Origin of the sequence: Actinomycetospora sp. TBRC 11914 (assembly GCF_012933465.1) — a bacterium.
Lineage (GTDB): Bacteria > Actinomycetota > Actinomycetes > Mycobacteriales > Pseudonocardiaceae > Actinomycetospora.
The window spans coordinates 166,980-180,457 of record NZ_JABBND010000008.1 but is presented as its reverse complement, the minus strand read 5'-3'; the positions used below and the strand labels follow the sequence as shown (position 1 = coordinate 180,457).

Sequence of the window (13,478 nt, the reverse complement as noted above, 5' to 3'; positions counted from 1 at the left end):
GCCGCAGGCCACCTACATGGAGCGCCGGTACTGCCCGCCCACCTCGAAGAACGCCTCGGTGAGTTGGCCGAGCGAGCACACCCGGGCGGCCTTCATCAGTTCGGCGAAGACGTTCTCGCCGTTGGTCGCCGCGTCCTGCAGCCGCCGGATCGCCACGGCCGACTCCGACGCGTGCCGGGCCTGGAAGTCGTCGAGCCGCTGGAGCTGCGAGGTCTTCTCCTCCTCGGTCGCCCGCGACAGCTCGATCTCCTTCGGCTCCTCACCGTCGGCGTCGGCAGGCGGGAGGAAGGTGTTGACCCCGACGATCGGCAGTGAGCCGTCGTGCTTGCGCGACTCGTAGAGCATCGACTCGTCCTGGATCTTGCCGCGCTGGTAGCCGGTCTCCATGGCGCCCAGCACGCCGCCGCGCTCGGCGATCCGGTCGAACTCGGCGAGCACGGCCTCCTCGACGAGGTCGGTGAGCTCCTCGACGACGAACGAGCCCTGCAGCGGGTTCTCGTTGAGCGAGAGCCCCCACTCGCGGTTGATGATCAGCTGGATCGCCAGCGCCCGGCGGACCGATTCCTGCGACGGCGTGGTCACGGCCTCGTCGTAGGCGTTGGTGTGCAGCGAGTTCGCGTTGTCGTAGAGCGCGCAGAGGGCCTGCAGCGTGGTGCGGATGTCGTTGAACTGCATCTCCTGCGCGTGCAGCGAGCGACCCGAGGTCTGCACGTGGTACTTGAGCTTCTGGGAGCGCTCGTTCGCCCCGTAGCGCTCGCGCATCGCGACGGCCCAGATCCGGCGCGCGACCCGCCCGATCACCGAGTACTCGGCGTCCATGCCGTTGGAGAAGAAGAACGACAGGTTCGGGGCGAAGTCGTCGATCGCCATCCCGCGGGCGAGGTAGGACTCGACGTAGGTGAACCCGTTGGCCAGCGTGAACGCGAGCTGCGAGATGGGGTTCGCCCCGGCCTCGGCGATGTGGTAGCCGGAGATCGAGACCGAGTAGAAGTTGCGGACCTTGTGCGCGATGAACCATTCCTGGATGTCGGCCATCATGCGCAGCGAGAACTCGGTCGAGAAGATGCAGGTGTTCTGGCCCTGGTCCTCCTTGAGGATGTCGGCCTGCACCGTGCCGCGGACGTTCGCCACCGCGTGCGCCACCAGGTCCTCGCGCTCCGACGACGACGGGTCGCGGCCCTCGGACTCCCGGAACGCGTCCACCACCTGGTCGATCGCGGTGTTGAGGAAGAACGCCAGCACCGTCGGCGCCGGGCCGTTGATCGTCATCGACACGCTCGTCGTCGGCGACGTCAGGTCGAAGCCCGAGTAGAGGACCTCCATGTCGTCGAGCGTCGCGATCGAGACGCCGGAGGTGCCGACCTTGCCGTAGACGTCCGGGGGAGTGGCGGGGTCGCGGCCGTAGAGGGTGACCGAGTCGAACGCCGTCGAGAGCCGCTTGGCCGGCGAGTCCTGCGAGAGGTAGTGGAACCGGCGGTTGGTGCGGAACGCGTCGCCCTCGCCGGCGAACATGCGGGCGGGGTCCTCGCCCTCGCGCTTGAACGCGAACACGCCCGCGGTGAACGGGAAGTACCCGGGGAGGTTCTCGGTGCGCAGGAACCGCAGCACCTCGGCCTCGTCGGTGTACTTCGGCAACGACACCCGGTTGACCTTCGAGCCCGAGAGGGTCTCGCGGGTCAGCTGGATGCGGTTCTCCTTGTCGCGGACGGTGTAGACGAGCTCGTCGCCGGCGTAGTCCTCCGTGGTGCGCGCCCAGCCGTCGAGCAGCTCCGCCGCCTCGCGGGGCAGGTCGCGCTCGGCCTCCTCGAGCACCGCGGGCAGCTCGCCGGGGTCGCGGTCGCCGAGCGCCTCGCGGGCCTGGCGCAGGGCCGACCGGCGCCGGGCCGCGGCGACCATCGAGTCGGTCTCGTCGTGGTAGCCGCGCACCGTGGCGGCGATGTCGGCGAGGTAGCGCTCCCGGTCGGCGGGGATCGCCGAGCCGGCGAACGTCGAGACCGCGGTGTCGGGGATCTCCAGACGGCCCTCGCCGGCGGGCAGGCCGTGCTCGCCGAGCAGCGTCATCAGCTTGCCGTAGAGGGCGGTGACGCCCTCGTCGTGGAAGGTCGCGGCGCTGGTGCCGTAGACCGGCATGTCCTCCCAGCTCGACCCGTACGCGTCGCGGTTGCGCAGCAGCTGGCGGGCGACGTCGCGCCGGGCGTCGTCACCGCCGCGGCGCTCGAACTTGTTGATGGCGACGACGTCGGCGAAGTCCAGCATGTCGATCTTCTCGAGCTGCGACGCGGCGCCGAACTCCGGCGTCATCACGTACAGCGAGACGTCGGCGTACTCGACGATGCCCGCGTCGCCCTGCCCGATGCCGGGGGTCTCGACGACGACGAGGTCGGCCCCGGAGGCGCGCAGCACGGCGATGACGTCGGCCAGGCGCTCGGGCAGTGCCGTGCCCGAGCCGCGGTTGGCCATCGACCGGAAGGCGATGGGTCCGCCGAGCGCGTTCATGCGGATGCGGTCGCCGAGCAGGGCGCCACCCCCGCGCCGGCGGGTGGGGTCGACGGCGAGGACGGCCACCTTCAGCTTGTCCTCGCGGTCGAGGCGGGCGCGGCGGACCAGCTCGTCGGTGAGCGAGGACTTCCCGGAGCCGCCGGTGCCGGTGATGCCGAGGACCGGCACGTGGCGGTCGCCGTTCGCGGCGTCGACGCGCTCGCGGACCTCGTCGGGGAGAGCTCCGGACTCGGCCATGGTCACCGCCCGCGCCACGACCGCGCGCTCGCCGGTGAACAGGCCCTCCCAGTTCGACGGCGCCCGGGCGGCCAGGTCCTCGTCGCACTCCCGGATGATCGTGTTGATCATGCCGGGCAGGCCGAGCTGCTGGCCGTCCTGCGGGGAGAAGATGCGGGCGACGCCGTGGGCGTGGAGCTGGTCGATCTCGCGCTGGACGATGACGCCGCCGCCCCCGCCGTAGACCCGCACGTGCCCGGCGCCGCGCTCGCGCAGCAGGTCGACCAGGTACGTGAAGTACTCGACGTGGCCGCCCTGGTACGAGCTGATCGCGACGGCGTGCGCGTCCTCCTCGACGGCGGCCGAGACGACGTCGTCGACCGAGCGGTCGTGCCCGAGGTGGATCACCTCGGCGCCCTGGCGCTGGAGGATCCGCCGCATGATGTTGATCGCGGCGTCGTGCCCGTCGAACAGGCTCGCCGCCGTGACCACCCGGATCGGGTTGGTCGGCACGTACAGATCGCTCTGCGACTCGGCCATGGGCTGGATCGTCCTCGCTGCTCGACACCGGCGCCGGGCGGCGCCGTCCCGCCAATATAGTAGGACGTCCGACTATTGGGGAGAGGTGGTGCTCTCCGCCACGTAGGCCAGCAGTCCGACCAGGGTGCCCGAGCCGAGCAGCTCGCCCGCCCCGGCGAGCCGGACGACGTCGGACACCGGCACCCACCGGGCGCGCCCCGGTTCGTGGCGGTCGAGGGGCTCGTCGGTGGGCTCGGCGTCGCGCCACAGGTGCACGTGCACCGTCGTGGAGACCCCGCCGGGCAGCGGTTCGAAGTCGATCAGCGGCCGGCCCGGGCCGCGGGGCCGCCAGCCGGTCTCCTCGGCCACCTCCCGGGCCGCGGCGACCCGCGCCTCCTCGCCGTCGTCGACGCCGCCCCCGGGCAGCTCCCAGCCGTAGCGGTTCACCGGGTAGCGGTAGGTGCGCAGCATGAGCACCTCCTCGCCCGACTCGCCCTCCCGGACGACGAGCGCCACCGCCACCTGCGGCAGGTGGACCACCGGGTAGTCGAAACGGTCGCCCTCCGGAGCGGTGACGTCGTGCACCTCGACGCGCACCCCGGCGTCCCCCGCGGGGCCGGACGCCGACCACACGGTCGTCGCCGCATGGGTGGCCCATGAGTCAGCGGGAGTCACATCAGCACCTCGTGTCTCCCCGCGCGACGATTCGTGATCGAACAGATCCCCCGAAGTGGTGAGTTCGTGGGGCCCGTGTGTGTTCACGAGGTCACGCTCGGGTATCAAGCAGTCCCGACCACACCGGTCGGAGAGAGACGAGGGAAACCATGATCATCCTCGGCGTCATCCTGATCATCATCGGAGCCGTCACGGGTATCTCGATCCTGTACACGATCGGCGCGATCCTCGCGATCGTCGGGCTGATCCTGACCATCCTCGGCGCGGTCGGCCGTGGTGTGGGTGGCCGCAAGACGTACTTCTAGCTCCCCCCACGTCGTGCGAGCCCGCCCCTGGCGAGAGGGGCGGGCGAGCCCGGCTCAGACCAGGCCGCGCACCACCTGCGCCGCGGGCGTCGCGACGGCCTCGAGGAAGTGTCCGACACGCTCCGAGGCCGACGGGCCGCCCGCCATCGGGACCGCGACGACGGGGAGGGCGTCCGGCCCCTCGGCCCTCACGCGGCCCCGCCCCGGCCGCCAGGGACGAACGCGTCGTCCGTGGCGTCTAGGTGCACGAACGAGTCGTTCGTCCCGCACCCGGGCCGAACCGGAACTCGCCCGCCGCCTCCCACGGTCCGTGACGGTATCGCCACAGCGCGAGGGCCTCGACGACGGTGTCGTACGGGGTGTGGTCCGCGCGCACGCTCGCGAGCGTCCGGCGGGCCTCGTCGGGCCCGACCTTGTTCTGCAGGGTGAGGTGCGGGCGCCAGGGGCGCGCGTCCTGGGCGGTGAGGTCGTCGCGGAAGCGGTCGGCGATCGTCGCGCGGATCTCCTTCAGCGCCGGCGACGGCGTCCGGACGGCCACGCCCCGCCCCAGGCCGAAGGCCTCGCCGACGGTGATCGCCGGCGCCGGGCGCTCCCCGGTGAGCTCGCGCAGCGCCGCCGCGACCTCGGGGGCCCGGTCGCCGGGCAGGGCGTGGAAGAGCGTGAGGTGCGCCCCGACCTGCAGCCGCTCGGCGGGGAACCACCGGCGACGGCGGGCGTCGAGGTCGTCCTGCGCCCCCGCGGCGAGCACGGCGCTGACGATCAACGGGTCGCTCACGCGAGCCATCCCGCCGGGTCGTCCCACGCGGACAGCGTGCGCCGGCTGTGGACGGTCCGGCGCTCGCCCGTGCGGGGATCGGGCCAGGACAGCGTCGCGGCGAGCAGCTGCAGCGGGGTGCGGAAGTCGTCGAGCGGCACGTCGCGCAGCTCCGGGTAGAACGGGTCGCCGAGGATCGGGACGCCGAGGGAGGCCAGGTGCAGCCGCAGCTGGTGGGTCCGGCCGGTGCGCGGGGTCAGGCGGTAGCGGGCGATCGGGCCCAGGTGCGCGTCGTCGCGGTGCTCGAGCAGCTCGACGAGGGTCTCGGCGTTCGGCTCCCCGGGGACCTCCCGCGCGGTGATCACGCCGCGCTCCTTCGTGATGCGCGAGCGGACGGTCGTCGTCGCCGGGAGCGCGGGGTCGTACCGGGTGACCGCGGTGTAGGTCTTCGCCACGCGGCGATCGCGGAAGAGGTTCTGGTAGGTGCCGCGGGCCTCGCGGCGGACCACGAACAGCACCAGGCCCGCGGTCACGCGGTCGAGGCGGTGGGCGGGGGACAGGTCGGGCAGGCCGTGCTCGTCGCGCAGCCGCACGAGGGCGGTCTCGCGGACGTGGCGCCCGCGGGGGATCGTCGCGAGGAAGTGCGGCTTGTCGGCGACGAGGACGTCGTCGTCGCGGTGCGCCACGTCGATCGGGAACGGCACCGGGGCCTCGTCGGGCAGGTCGCGGTGGAACCAGACCGACCCGCCGCTGACGTAGGGCGCGTCGGCGTCGAGGGGCCCCTCGGCGTCGTGGAAGCGGCCGGCGGCGAACATCGCGTCGATCTGGGCCGCGGGCAGCGGCACCCGGGTCACCAGGTGCTCGCGGATCGTCGACCAGCGGTCCGAGACCGGTAGCCGCATCCGGGCCGGGTCGAGCCCGAACCGGGGCGGCAGCGAGGCGGGCGGGCGCATCGGTGTCCAGTGTGCCGTTCCTGCGCGAGGGGACCTCTCGGTCGACCAGAGCGACCGAGGGGTCCCCTCGCGCAGGGCGGCTCAGTGCCCGACCAGCGCGTCCGAGACGATCTTGCGCTGGATCTCCGACGTCCCCTCGAAGATCTTGGTGAGTCGGGCGTCGCGCCAGTACCGCTCGGCCGAGTACTCCGTCGTGTAGCCGTTCCCGCCGAAGATCTGCAGCGCCTGGCTCGTCACCTGCTCCGCGGTCTCCGACGCGACGAGCTTGGCCTGTGAGGTCTCGACGTCGGCGGCGGCTCCGCTGTCGACCAACCACGCCGCGTGCATCCACAGCTGGCGGGCCGCCTCGACCTGCGCGGACATGTCGGCGATCGCGTGGCGGATCACCTGCTGGTCGCCGATCGGGTGCCCGAACTGCACCCGCTGCCGGCAGTAGGCCACCGCGTCCTCCAGGGCGCCCCGCGCCAGCCCGACGGCCCGGGCCGCCGTCTGCACCCGCGCCGGCCCGAGCCAGCGCAGGCTGTCCTTGAAGCCCTGGCCCTCGGCCTGCCCGGTGTCCTGCAGCGCGTCGGCCGGGAGGCGCAGGCCGTCGAAGCGGAGCTCCCACGTCGTGAGCCCGAAGTAGCCGATCTTGTCGATCGGCGTGCCGGAGACGCCGTCGGGGAAGACGCCGCGCTCCTTCTCGACGAGGAACAGCTCCAGCCCGTCCGAGCGGCTCTCGCCCTCGCGCGGGTCGCGGGTGCGGGCGAGCAGGTGCAGGAAGTCGGCGCGCAGCGCGTGCCCGACCCACCGCTTCGTCCCGGTGATCACCCACTCGTCGCCGTCGCGCTCGGCGGCGCACTCGACGCCCGCCAGGTCCGACCCCGCCGACGGCTCCGAGAACGCGATCCCGCCGATCCACTCGCCGCGGGCCGAGCGCCGGAGCAGGGCCGCGCGGCGGTCGTCGTCGGGCGAGGCGCAGCCGGTGCCGTTGCCGCGGGCGATGATGCTCGCGACGCTCATCCACCCGCGGGCCAGCTCCTCGCAGACCAGGCAGTACTCGAACACCCCGAGGCCGAGCCCGCCGTGCTCGCGGTCGACCATGATCCCGAAGTAGCCCAGTTCCGCGAGCCGGGCCAGGAGCGCGTCGGGGATCTCCCCGCGCCGGGGGTCGAGCTCGTCGGCGACCGGGAGCACCTCGGTCATCGCGAACTCCCGCGCCGTGCGCTGCAGCTCGAGGCGCTCCGACGTGAGGTACACGCTCGCCGTGGGCGCGATCGTCGCGACGTCCTCGAGGTTCTTGCGGCTCCAGGTCACGGACCGACAGTTCCCGACAATGCAGCTGAGCACGCCGATAGGGGCGGGCGCCGCACCCGGGCGGGCGCAGGTCACCCTCGCGTCAGACCCGGTCCGCCCCGGCGCGGAGGGCCTTGAACTTCTCCCAGACGACGGTCGGGTGCACCTCGGGCTGGTAGCTCGCGCGCGAGGAGAACCCGCAGTCGGCGCCGGCGATGACCTGCTCGCGGCCGACCGCGTCCACGTAGTGCCGCAGCATCTCGGCGACCAGGTCCGGGTGCTCGACGTAGTTCTGGGCGTGCCCGAGCAGGCCGGGGATGAGGACCGCGTCGCCCAGCCGGCGCTTCAGGTCCGCGTCGGACCAGATCGTCCACTCGTGCATGTGTCGCGGGTTCGCGACCTCGAACGAGTACGCCCCCGCCCGGATCGCGAGCATCGGCCCGGCCACCTCGGCCATCGTGATGTCGTGGACGCGCGGGCCGTGGTTGAGCCCGTAACAGGTGTGCAGGCGGATCTTCTCGGTCGGGATGTCGCGCAGCGCGTGGTTGACGATCTCGGCGTGCTCGGCCGCGGTGCGCTGCCGCTCCTCGGGCTCCAGCGCCGGGTCCGAGAGGATCTCGATGAGCCACGGGTCGTCGATCTGGAGCAGGAACCCGGCGTCGACGATCGCCAGGTACTCCTCGCGCAGCGCCTCGGCGACGGCGGCGTAGTACTCGGTGTCGGTGGCGTAGTACTCGTTGCGGCCGAACCCGCGCGGCGACGTCGAGGGCATGAACGCCTCGGTCGCGTCGACCCCGACCAGCGCCGCCCGCAGGTTCTCGATGTCGGTGCGCAGCTGGTCCTGGCCGGTGTAGGAGACCGGCCCGACGCAGGCCACGGTCACCATCGGCGCGACCGTCTTCGAGTACTTCCCCAGGTACTGCGCGTAGTACTCGGGGAAGGCGTCGATCTCGAGCTGCCACGACGGCGGCAGCAGCTTCTCCCCGGACGACGGCGAGAACCCCTCGAGGCGGTCCTGGACGTAGGTCGCGAAGCTGACCTTGCCCATCTCGCCGTCGGTGACGACGTCGAGGCCGACCGCGACCTGCGTGGCGACGACGTCCCGTACCGCCTCGGTGATCTGCTTCGCGAAGCCGGCCGCGTCGTACGGGCGGCCGTGCTCCTTCTCGCGCATGGTGTCGAGCAGGGCCTCCGGACGGGCGAGGCTGCCGACGTGGGTGGTGAGGATCCGCTCGCTGCTGCGCTGCATGGCGCCGACGCTAGGAACGCGGCGGCCATGGGGGCACCGCGGTGTTCGCGGGACCGGAACGGTCGTCCAGGACGTGCAGGAGCTCGCCCTGCCGGTCGACCAGCGTCGCGATCGCGTCGTGCAGCGCGACGAACCGGCAGAGGTAGACGAGCCCCCGGTCGTCGCCCTCGCCCGCGACGGTGTGCTGCCACCGGTCCCGGGTCTCGGTGGTCGTCGCGTGGACGACGACGGTGCGCTGCGGGGTGTTCTCCGGCGTCGGGAAGTCGTGCTCGCCGAGCCGGCGGCCGACGACGACGTCGGTCACCCCGGTCTCCTCGCCGACCTCCCGGGCGGCCGCCTGCTCGACCGACTCGCCCGGGTCGATCCCGCCGCCCGGCATCTGGGTGCCGGCCTCCGGGTAGTCGCGGTGGTCGAAGACGAGCAGCTCCGGGCCGGCCGGGGTGTCGCGGGTGAGGGCGACGCTCACCCGCCGTCGGGGCTCACGAGTGGTCACCGGGTGATCGTGCCCCGGCCCGGCGACGGAGACGGCTCGAGTGGACGCCCACGGCTCCTGCGACAGCCGTGAGGGCCCACTCGACGACTCAGCCGGCCCGGGCCGCCTCGACCGCGCGACGGATCGCGATCACCGCCCGGTCCCGCTCGGCGACCAGGTCCGCGAACGACCGCGCCCCGGCCTCGGCCGCGGTGCCCGTCACCATCGCGTCCCGCAGCGCCCCGGTCAGCTCCGGCGCCCCGAGGCGGGTCCACGGCGCGAGCAGCGAGGGCCCGAAGTGGTCGAGCATGTGCGCCATCCCGCCCTCCCCGCCGGCCAGGTGGAACGTCAGGCACGGCCCGTGCACCGGCCAGCGCAGCCCGGGGCCCTCGGTGATCGCCGCGTCGATCTGGTCGACCGTCGCCTCGCCGCGCGCGACCATGTGCAGCGCCTCGCGCCAGAGGGCCTCCTGCAGCCGGTTCGCGACGAAGCCCGGGACCTCGCGGTCCATCTCGATCACCGACTTGCCGGTGGCCCGGTAGAACGCCGCGGCCCGCTCGACGACGGCGGGTGCGGTGGCCTCGCCGCCGACCACCTCGACGAGCGGGATGAGGTAGGGCGGGTTGAACGGGTGCCCGACGACGAGGCGCGACGGGTCCCGGGCCTCGGTCGCCATGTCCGACATCGGGAAGCCCGAGGTGGACGAGGCGATAACGACGTCGTCCCCGGTCGCGTCGGCGAGCTCGGCCAGCAGCGACCGCTTGAGCGCGAGGTCCTCGGGCGCCGACTCCTGGACGAACACCGCCCCCGCGCACGCCTCGCCGAGGGTGGCCGCCATGCGCAGCCGCGACCGATCCGCGCCGTCGTCGAGACCCAGCTCGGTCAGCGCGGGCCAAGCCGCGTCGACCGTCCGCCGCAGCCGGGCCTCGGCGTCGGGCGCCGGGTCCCAGGCGACGACATCGAACCCGCGGGCGAGGAACCACGCGGCCCAGCCGCCCCCGATGACGCCCGCCCCGATGCAGGCGACGTCCCGGCTCACCGGGCGGCCGCGGTCAGGCCGAAGATCTCGCGGGCCTGGTCCGGGGTCGCGACGCTCGCGCCGAGGCCCTCCACGATCGACACCGCCCGGTCGACGAGCTGGGCGTTCGTCGCCTTCACCCCGCGGGAGAGGTACAGGTTGTCCTCCAGCCCCACGCGGGCGTGGCCGCCGAGCAGCACCGACTGCGCCACCCACGGCAGCTGGTCGCGGCCGAGGGCGAACGAGGTGAACCGGGCGTCGTCGGGGAGCAGGTTGACCATCGCCGCGAGCAGTCCGGGGTCGGCGGGGGCGCCGTAGGGCACGCCCATGCAGAGCTGGACGAGCGCGGGCGCGTCGATGAGGCCCTCGTCGTGCATGACCTTGGCGAACCAGAGCTGCCCGGTGTCGAAGACCTCCAGCTCGGGCTTGACGCCGAGCTCCTGGAACCGCTTCGCGCCGGCCCGCAGCATGTCGGTGGTCGACACGTACAGGGCGCTGCCGTCGCCGAAGTTGTAGGAGCCGCAGTCCAGCGTCGCGATGTCGGGGAGGAGCTCCTCGACGTGCGGGAGCCGGTCGAGGGCGTTGACCAGGTCGGTCCCGTCGACCGGCTTGAGCGGGTCCTCCTGATCGACGACGAGGTCGCCGCCCATGCCGGCGGTGAGGTTGAGGACGACGTCGACGCCGCTCGCGCGGATCAACCGGACCGCCTCGCGGTACAGCGCGACGTCGCGGGAGCGGATGCCGGTCTCGGGGTGGCGCACGTGGACGTGGACGACGGCCGCGCCGGCGCGGGCGGCGGCGATCGCGTCGTCGGCGATCTGGGCCGGGGTGACCGGCACGTGGGGACTCTTGGCGGGGGAGTCGGCGGCGCCGGTCAGCGCGCAGGTGATGACGACGGTGCGGGTCATCGGGCGGGGTCCGGTCATCGGGGGTCTCCCAGGCGGATCGAGGTGTCGACGAAGTCGTGCAGGGCGGCGCGCATCGCCGCCGGGTCGGAGGACCGGGTCATGACCCCGATCCCGAGCCCGTCGACGAGGGCGGTGAGCTGGCGGGCGCGGAGCTCCTGGTCCCCGGGCCGGAAGACCCCGGCGGCCGCGCCGTCGTGCAGCGTCATGAGGACGGTGCGGAACCACCGGTCCTGCGCCTCGCGGTAGAGGGCCCGGCGCCGATGGTCGTCCGGGGCGGTGTCCCCGGTGTCGAGGACCGCCTCGACCCAGACCTGCATCCAGATCGACCACTCGGGCTCGAGGACCGGCCCGTCGGGCATCTGGAGCTCGAGCAGGCGCAGCAGTCGCGCGTGGGGGTCGGGGATGTCGGCCAGGGCCGCGGACTGGCGGTCGAAGGCGAGCTCGACGTTGTGGCGCAGCGCCTCGCCGAGCAGCGCGTCCTTGCCGGGGAAGTGGTAGTGCACGGCGGCGCTGCTGGTGCCGGCGGCCGCGGCGACGTCGGCGACGCGGACCTGGTGGTAGCCGCGGGTGGCGATGAGGGTCCAGGCGGCGTCGAGGATCCGTTTGCGGGCGCCGTCGGGATCCTCGCCCTGCGCCCGGGTGCGCACCGCGGGGCCGGGCTCGGCGGTCACGGCCTGCCCGGTGCCGCGCAGCAGCCAGGTCAGGCTCGCCCCGGTGTGCTCGGCGATCGCGGTGAGCTCGGCGGTGGTGAACCGCCGCCGCCCGGCGAGGGCCTTCGACAGCTTCGTCTCCTCGAGCCCGATCGCGGCGGCGAGGTCCCGCCGGCTGCCGGACGCGTCGGCGGCCTCGCGCACCCGCCGTCGCAGGGCCTCGTCGTCGGTCACGGCTCGGGAGGCTAGGGCGTGGCTTGCCGTGATCGCAAGGCTGACTGATTCATCAGTCAGTGCCGCGGACGTCTGCCATGCTGCCCGGCATGGCGTACGCGAACGACGTCGGCGGGATGCACGGGTTCGGCGAGCTCCCGGAGGGCGGCGGGCCGACGTTCGAGTCGGTGTGGGAAGCGCAGACCTTCGTGCTGAACCAGGCCTTCGTCGCGGCCGGCGCCTACACGCTCGACGAGTTCCGGGCGACGATGGAGCGGATCCCGCCGGCGGAGTACTACGCGATGCCCTACTACGAGCGGTGGCTGACCGCGCTCGAGCACCTGGTGGGGGAGTCGTGAGCTTCGCGGTGGGCGACCGGGTGCGGGTGCTGACGATGAACCCGCCGGGCCACAACCGCGCGCCCCGCTACGTGCGCGGGCACGTCGGGGAGGTCGTGCGGCTGGTCGGCGACGGCCGGTTCCCCGACGAGTCCGCGGTGATCGGCGACGCGGCCCGGCGCGAGGACATCGTCACCGTCGCCTTCGCCGGCCCGGAGCTGTGGGGCCCGGACTCGCACACCGGGGACCGGGTGCACGTCGACCTGTTCGTGAGCTACCTGGAGGCCGTGGGCGAGCGGAGCGACGGGGGGAGGACCCGGTGAGCGGGGCCGGGCACCACCGCAACGCCGAGCTGCAGGCCCGGGTGAACCGCCTGCTCGACCTCGCCGAGTCCCGGGGCGTGATCACCCGTGGCCAGGTGGACGCGCGCATCGAGGCCTTCGGGGACCGGGTGACCGCCCGCAACGGCGCCGACATGGTGGTGCGCGCGTGGAACTCGCCGGAGTACCGGGAGCGGCTGCTCGCGGACGCCGGCGCCGCGGCCGCCGAGCTCGGGCACGCCGGGGGCGGATACAGCTCGGACATCCGGCTGCACGCGGTGGCGAACACGCCGACGGTCCACCACGTCGTCGTCTGCACGCTCTGCTCCTGCTACCCGCTGGCGTGGCTGGGACCGCCGCCGGCCTGGTACAAGAGCGAGGCCTACCGGTCGCGGGTGGTGCGCGACCCGCGGGGCGTGCTGCGGGAGTTCGGGCTCGTCCTGCCGAACTCGACCGAGGTGCGGGTGTGGGACGCGAGCGCCGAGGCCCGCTACCTCGTGGTGCCGCAGCGGCCGCCCGGGGCGGAGGAGCTGTCGGAGGACGCCCAGCGCGACCTGGTCACGCGGGACTGCCTCATCGGGGTGGCCGTCCCGAGGCTGCCGGCGGAGGTCTCCCGGTGACGACGCGGAAGACCGCGGCCCGGGTCCTGGTGGGGCTGGTCGGCGCGATGACCGCCGGGGGAGCGCTCGCGGCCGACGCCCTCGTGCCGGAGACGGCCCGCCAGCACCTGCGCAACCCGCGCTGGCCGGGCCACGCCAAGTTCCACGACGCCCAGTACATCGTCATGAGCATGCTGCTGGGCGGCTACTCGCTCCGGCTCGTGACGTCCCGGCGGGGCGACCCCGACCGCAACCTCCTCGCGGCCGCGGCGATCTCCTCGACGCCGTGGTTGGGCATGTACGGGGCCGCGGCGTTCCCGGGGACGGAGCTGGTGGACGAGGAGTTCGACACCCCGAAGGTCCTCGGGCTCGACCCCAACCTGTTCGTCGCGACGGCGTGCTTGACCGCGCTCGGGACCGCCGTCGGGCTGGCCCGCTCGGGTCGGTAGCCGAGGGGCTCCCGGCGGCGGATGTCAAGACGGCTCCGTTCTGACGTCAGGTGTCAGCGACGGACC

16 protein-coding genes are annotated in these 13,478 nt (G+C 73.4%); 5 read left to right on the top strand and 11 right to left on the bottom strand.

The annotated features are described in order from the left end of the window. Positions 1 to 12 precede the first annotated feature (12 nt). Together icmF and HH311_RS32700 are read right to left on the bottom strand one after the other, a co-directional pair. Positions 13 to 3,255, bottom strand: coding sequence for a fused isobutyryl-CoA mutase/GTPase IcmF (icmF, locus tag HH311_RS14980; RefSeq protein ID WP_169184457.1), 3,243 nt, complete (start codon positions 3,253 to 3,255; stop codon positions 13 to 15). 72 nt (positions 3,256 to 3,327) lie between these two features. Further along, entirely contained in the window at positions 3,328 to 3,831 is a 504-nt protein-coding gene (locus HH311_RS32700) for an NUDIX domain-containing protein (protein ID WP_312030164.1), read from the bottom strand. Between the two features lie 227 nt (positions 3,832 to 4,058). Between HH311_RS32700 and HH311_RS14970 the strand changes: the two genes are divergently transcribed. Continuing rightward, the gene (locus tag HH311_RS14970) at positions 4,059 to 4,214 is read left to right on the top strand and encodes a hypothetical protein (RefSeq protein ID WP_169184456.1); all 156 of its coding nucleotides are present in this window, start codon (positions 4,059 to 4,061) and stop codon (positions 4,212 to 4,214) included. Positions 4,215 to 4,268: 54 nt separating this feature from the next. On the opposite strand, the gene HH311_RS14965 is transcribed toward HH311_RS14970, so the two are convergent. The 9 genes from HH311_RS14965 to HH311_RS14925 all read right to left on the bottom strand — a co-directional run bounded on the left by HH311_RS14965 (position 4,269) and on the right by HH311_RS14925 (position 11,727). Further along, complete coding sequence (locus HH311_RS14965) at positions 4,269 to 4,406, bottom strand: hypothetical protein (RefSeq protein ID WP_169184455.1); 138 nt, start codon at positions 4,404 to 4,406, stop codon at positions 4,269 to 4,271. A gap of 46 nt (positions 4,407 to 4,452) precedes the next feature. Next, the gene (locus HH311_RS14960; protein WP_169184454.1) at positions 4,453 to 4,989 is read right to left on the bottom strand and encodes a 2'-5' RNA ligase family protein; all 537 of its coding nucleotides are present in this window, start codon (positions 4,987 to 4,989) and stop codon (positions 4,453 to 4,455) included. Further along, entirely contained in the window at positions 4,986 to 5,921 is a 936-nt protein-coding gene (locus tag HH311_RS14955; protein ID WP_169184453.1) for a pseudouridine synthase, read from the bottom strand. Before HH311_RS14955 ends, HH311_RS14960 begins: the two co-directional genes overlap by 4 nt. Positions 5,922 to 6,002: 81 nt before the next feature. Then, positions 6,003 to 7,217, bottom strand: a complete 1,215-nt coding sequence (locus tag HH311_RS33335; RefSeq protein WP_169184452.1) for an acyl-CoA dehydrogenase family protein — start codon at positions 7,215 to 7,217, stop codon at positions 6,003 to 6,005. An 82-nt stretch (positions 7,218 to 7,299) separates the two neighbouring features. Then, positions 7,300 to 8,445 carry a cobalamin-independent methionine synthase II family protein gene (locus HH311_RS14945; protein ID WP_169184451.1) on the bottom strand — a complete coding sequence of 382 codons (1,146 nt, stop codon included), beginning with the start codon at positions 8,443 to 8,445 and terminating at the stop codon, positions 7,300 to 7,302. A 10-nt stretch (positions 8,446 to 8,455) separates the two neighbouring features. Then, entirely contained in the window at positions 8,456 to 8,938 is a 483-nt protein-coding gene (locus HH311_RS14940; RefSeq protein WP_312030163.1) for an NUDIX domain-containing protein, read from the bottom strand. Between the two features lie 88 nt (positions 8,939 to 9,026). After that, a complete protein-coding gene (locus HH311_RS14935; protein ID WP_169184450.1) occupies positions 9,027 to 9,956 on the bottom strand; it encodes a 3-hydroxyacyl-CoA dehydrogenase NAD-binding domain-containing protein in 930 nt (309 codons plus the stop codon). Next, positions 9,953 to 10,843 (bottom strand): 3-keto-5-aminohexanoate cleavage protein, encoded by an 891-nt coding sequence (locus HH311_RS14930; protein WP_169184519.1) that lies wholly within the window; start codon positions 10,841 to 10,843, stop codon positions 9,953 to 9,955. The genes HH311_RS14935 and HH311_RS14930 overlap by 4 nt, the downstream gene beginning before the upstream one ends. A 14-nt stretch (positions 10,844 to 10,857) precedes the next feature. Further along, positions 10,858 to 11,727 (bottom strand): TetR family transcriptional regulator, encoded by an 870-nt coding sequence (locus HH311_RS14925; RefSeq protein WP_169184449.1) that lies wholly within the window; start codon positions 11,725 to 11,727, stop codon positions 10,858 to 10,860. Positions 11,728 to 11,816: 89 nt separating this feature from the next. Here HH311_RS14925 and HH311_RS33725 point away from each other — a divergent pair, with 89 nt between their 5' ends. From HH311_RS33725 to HH311_RS14905, 4 genes are read left to right on the top strand one after another with little or no spacing between them, the layout of a single operon-like run. Then, complete coding sequence (locus HH311_RS33725; protein ID WP_169184448.1) at positions 11,817 to 12,065, top strand: SH3-like domain-containing protein; 249 nt, start codon at positions 11,817 to 11,819, stop codon at positions 12,063 to 12,065. Continuing rightward, a complete protein-coding gene (locus HH311_RS33720; RefSeq protein WP_169184447.1) occupies positions 12,062 to 12,367 on the top strand; it encodes an SH3-like domain-containing protein in 306 nt (101 codons plus the stop codon). Before HH311_RS33725 ends, HH311_RS33720 begins: the two co-directional genes overlap by 4 nt. Continuing rightward, positions 12,364 to 12,984, top strand: coding sequence for a nitrile hydratase subunit alpha (locus tag HH311_RS14910; protein WP_169184446.1), 621 nt, complete (start codon positions 12,364 to 12,366; stop codon positions 12,982 to 12,984). Before HH311_RS33720 ends, HH311_RS14910 begins: the two co-directional genes overlap by 4 nt. Then, entirely contained in the window at positions 12,981 to 13,412 is a 432-nt protein-coding gene (locus HH311_RS14905) for a DUF6640 family protein (protein WP_211190264.1), read from the top strand. The genes HH311_RS14910 and HH311_RS14905 overlap by 4 nt, the downstream gene beginning before the upstream one ends. Positions 13,413 to 13,478 lie beyond the last annotated feature (66 nt).